At 65.1% G+C, this 4,341-nt stretch carries 5 protein-coding genes; all 5 read left to right on the plus strand.

Annotated elements, in window-relative coordinates:
- On the plus strand, positions 1-441 hold a 441-nt coding region (locus PHW99_RS16665), incomplete at its 5' end, for a DUF898 family protein (RefSeq protein ID WP_300180214.1).
- Complete coding sequence (locus tag PHW99_RS16670) at positions 438-1,526, plus strand: M48 family metallopeptidase (protein ID WP_300180217.1); 1,089 nt, start codon at positions 438-440, stop codon at positions 1,524-1,526. The genes PHW99_RS16665 and PHW99_RS16670, both read left to right, overlap by 4 nt.
- A gap of 31 nt (positions 1,527-1,557) precedes the next feature.
- Entirely contained in the window at positions 1,558-1,971 is a 414-nt protein-coding gene (locus PHW99_RS16675; protein WP_300180233.1) for a YchJ family metal-binding protein, read from the plus strand.
- A 35-nt stretch (positions 1,972-2,006) separates the two neighbouring features.
- On the plus strand, positions 2,007-3,137 hold the full coding sequence (locus PHW99_RS16680) for an ABC transporter substrate-binding protein (protein WP_300180220.1): 1,131 nt from the start codon (positions 2,007-2,009) through the stop codon (positions 3,135-3,137).
- Between the two features lie 54 nt (positions 3,138-3,191).
- Positions 3,192-4,341 (plus strand): radical SAM protein (locus tag PHW99_RS16685; protein ID WP_300180222.1); only part of this gene is annotated, 1,150 nt, incomplete at its 3' end.

The following is a 4,341-nucleotide window of genomic DNA, read 5'->3' on the forward strand; positions in this document are numbered from 1 at the left end:
GCGCCGATTGCCTTGGTGGGTGCCAGCGTGGCCAAATCATTTGCTGGCGCTGGCCCGCGCGGGGCTGGCACCGTGATCACCGCCGTGCTGCTGGGTTTGGCGGTGCTGATGGTGACGCTGGTGTGTGTCAAACCCTTTGTCGTCAGCCGGATGCAGAACATTGTCTGGAGCAAGACCGGCAACAGCCACCTGCGCTTTTACAGCACGCTGCGCTTTCGTTCGCTGCTGTGGCTGTCGCTGAAAAACTGGCTGCTGGTGGTGCTGACACTGGGGCTGTACTGGCCGTTTGCCACGGTGGCCATGACCCGCCTGCGCCTGGAGGCTGTGACCGTGAAAACCCGGCTTGACCCCAGCCAACTGGTGGCTGATGTGCACCAAGCGTCGGCTGAGGCCGCCGGTGACGCGGCGGGTGACTTTTTTGGCGTGGATGTCGGCCTGTGAGTGTGTCGTCGGCCCGCGCCACCCCGGCAGCCCCGGCTGTGCTCCGCGCCACTTACTTTGACGGGCGCAGTGCCCGGCCGCAGCCGGTGCACATCTGGCTGGCAGATGGGCAGCTGCATGTGCGGGGTGAGAGCTGGGCCCGCAGTCTGCCGTGGCAGGCGGTGAACTGGCCCGAACGCACCCGCCAAGGCATGCGGGTGGCGCATCTGGCCGACGGTGGCTTGGTGCAGAGCGAGGACAGCGCTGCCTGGGACGCCTGGGCCAGCAGCCATGGCCTGCGTGAACCGCTGGTGGTGAAGATGCAGCAAAACTGGCGCTGGGTGATGGGCAGCGTGGTGGTGTTGCTGGGGCTGGTGATCGCGGTTCAGCAATGGGGCCTGCCGCTGGCGGCCCGGGCCCTGGTGGCGCTGACGCCGCCCGCGCTGGAAACCGCCCTGGGTGAGTCCACCCTGACGGCGGTGGACCGGCTGATCATGCAGCCGTCCCAATTGCCGGTGGCCAGCCAAACCCGGGTTCGCGACGCCTTTGCGCAGGCACTGACCCATCAGCCAGCGGGCAGCGTGCGACCCTGGCAGCTGGTGTTTCGCAAAAGCCGCCTTGGTCCGAATGCCCTGGCCCTGCCGGGGGGCACCATCATCATGACCGACGAGATGGTGACCCTGGTCGATGGTGACACCCAGGTGCTCAGCGCGGTGCTGGCTCATGAACTGGGCCATGTGCAGCAGCGTCATGGCCTGCGCATGCTGGTGCAGGCCACCGTGCTGGGCACCTTGAGTGCGGTGGTGCTGGGTGATTTCAGTTCAGTGCTGGCCACGGTGCCGGCGCTGCTGGGGCAGGCCCACTACTCGCGCCAGGCCGAACGCGAGGCCGACGCCCATGCCGTGAAGGTGCTCAAGGCGGCCTCCCTGTCGCCGGCGGTGATGGTCACGCTGTTTGACAAGCTCAAGGCCCGGCGCGCGGCCAGCCAGCCCAAGGGCCAGCCTGCCAGTGATGCCGGCAGCTCAGGAGCATGGCTCGGCATTGCCTTTTCATCGCACCCTTCGGATGCGGAACGGGTCGCGTTTTTTCAGACGGCGGCGCGTTAGCGCGATCAGGGTTCCCGTTACCATGGCGGCCATGAAAAAGACGGTGTTTGCACCCCATGCCGACTGCCCTTGCGGCAGTGGCTTGACCTATGGCGACTGTTGTGGCCGCTGGCATGTCGGCTGGGCTGAAGGCGTGTATGCCCCCACGCCCGAGGCGCTGATGCGCTCGCGTTACAGCGCCTACGTGCTGGGTCTGATCGACTACCTGCTGGCCACCTGGCATCCGTCCACCTCACCGGGCGAGCTGGAGTTGTCGCCGGTGAAGTGGCTGGGGCTGGAAGTGCGCCACGCCCAGGCCACCGGCGACGCCGGCGTGGTGGAGTTTGTGGCGCGTTACCGTGACAACGGACGCGGCGTGCGCCTGCATGAGGTCAGCCGTTTTGTGCGCGAGGCCAGCGGCTGGCAGTACATTGACGGCCTGCCCGGTGACACGGCATCAGATTAGTATTCGAGTTTGCACATTTTTTCGGGTTGGCGCAGATGAACATCCTCCACAAATTGCTGGCCATCGTCTTGGCACTGTCGGCGTCCCTGGCAGCGGCGGAAAACGGGGTGACCGACAAGGACATCCTCATTGGCCAGTTTGCCGCCATGAGCGGGCCGGCCGCGCAGCTGGGGCAGCGCCTGCAGGTGGGCATGCAGGCCTATTTTGCGGCGGTGAATGCCCAAGGCGGCATCCAAGGCCGCAACCTCAAGCTGGTGACCCGTGACGACGGTTATGAGCCCGACAAGGCGGTGGCGGCGGTGAAGGCGCTGATCCAGGAGGACAAGGTGTTTGCCCTGGCCGGTGCCGTGGGCACCCCCACCGGGCTGGCCGCCCTGCCGGTCATCACCGAGCAGCAGGTGCCGCTGGTGGGCATGTTCACCGGCGCCCAGGCGTTGCGCGAGCCATTCAACCGGCAGGTGTTTCATGTGCGCGCCAGCTACTTTGACGAAGGTGAACGCATCGTGCAGTACTTGACCACGCTGGGGGTCAAGAAAATCGCGGTGTTTTACCAGAACGACTCTTATGGCAAGGCCGGGCTGGAGAGCATCGGGCGGGCCCTGGACAAGCGCCAGCTCAAGCCGGTGGCCACCGGCACCGTGGAGCGCAACAGCATGGACGTGACCCGGGCGCTGGACAGCATTTTGAAGGCCGACCCCGAGGCCGTGGTGCAGATCAGCGCCTACACCTCGTGCGCGGCGTTTGTCCAGCAGGCGCGCAAGAAAGGGTATGGCGGCCAGTTTTTCAACGTCAGCTTTGTTGGCTCGGCGGCGCTGGCGCAGGCGCTGGGTGAGGCTGGGCAGGGTGTGGTGATTTCGCAGGTGGTGCCGTTCCCGTTCATTCCCAAGACCCAGATGGTTCGCGACTACCAGCAGCACATGCTGGCGGCCGGACAAAAGGACTTTGACTTCTCCAGCATGGAAGGCTACATCACCGCCCGGGTGCTGGTCGAGGGGTTGCGCCGTGCTGGCAAGACCCTGACGCGTGAGGCCCTGATCACCGGGCTGGAGTCGATGCACGACGTCAACCTGGGCGGTTTTGCCATCAGCTACAGCAGCAAGAACCACCAGGGCTCCAGCTTCACCGACCTGGCCATCATTGGCCGGGGTGGCAAGTTCATGCACTGATTGCTACAAAATAGATAGCTTATCAAGACCTGTATATCCGGGCTAGGGCCCAAAATGATGCTTCAAAAAGGCGATGTCCCGCGCATCGCGCTGGCCACCCTCAACGCCCGCTACATCCACGCCTCGCTGGGCCTGCGTTACCTGCTGGCCAATCTGGACCGCCATGGTGGTGCTGGCCTGCGGGCGCAAACCGTGCTGCGCGAATACACCATCAACCGTGCGCCGACCGAGGTGGTGGCCGACCTGCTGGCCACGCTGGGCCCGGCGCAGGACAGCCGTACGGCGATCGTGGGGCTGGGCGTGTACATCTGGAACGTGACGCCCACCACCGAAGTGGTGCGCCTGCTCAAGGCCGCCCGGCCGCAGCTGACCGTGGTGCTGGGCGGACCGGAAGTCAGCCACGAGCTGGCGCAGCAGACCATCACGCAGCTGGCCGACTTTGTGATCACCGGCTGGGGGGACGTGAGTTTTGCCAAGCTGTGCCGCGCCCTGATCGACGGCCCGCGCCCGTTGATGAAAGTCATCGCTGGTGAGCAGCCCGCGCTGGCCGACATTGAATTGCCTTACGCCGAGTACAGCGAGGTGGATCTGGCGCACCGCCTGCTGTATGTGGAAGCCTCACGCGGCTGCCCGTTCAAGTGTGAGTTTTGCCTGAGTTCCCTGGACAAGACTGCCTGGGGTTTTGAGCTGGAGCGGGTGCTGGCGGCGCTGGATGGTTTGTACCAGCGCGGCGCACGCACCTTCAAGTTTGTGGACCGCACCTTCAACCTGAAAATCGATCACTCGGTGCGCATCCTGCAATTTTTCCTGGACCGGCTGGCGCCGCCCGGCGCAGCGGTCAGCGCACAGCTTTTTCTGCATTTTGAGGTGGTGCCGGACCATCTGCCCGAGCGGCTGCGCCACATGCTGGCGCAGTTTCCGCCCGGGGTGCTGCAGCTTGAGGTGGGGGTGCAAAGTTTCAACGAAGCCGTGCAGCAGACCCTCTCGCGCCGCCAGGACAATGCCGCGACCGAGGCCAATCTGCGCTGGCTGCTGGCCCACACCCATGCCCATCTGCATGCTGACCTGATCTTTGGTCTGCCCGGGGAAACCCTGCAGAGTTTTGCTGACGGCTTTGACCGCCTGCTGGCGATCGGCCCGCATGAGATCCAGTTGGGTATCCTGAAGCGCCTGCGCGGCGCCCCGATCAGCCGCCATACCGAGC

The sequence above is a fragment of the Rhodoferax sp. genome (assembly GCF_028689305.1).
Lineage (GTDB): Bacteria > Pseudomonadota > Gammaproteobacteria > Burkholderiales > Burkholderiaceae_C > Rhodoferax.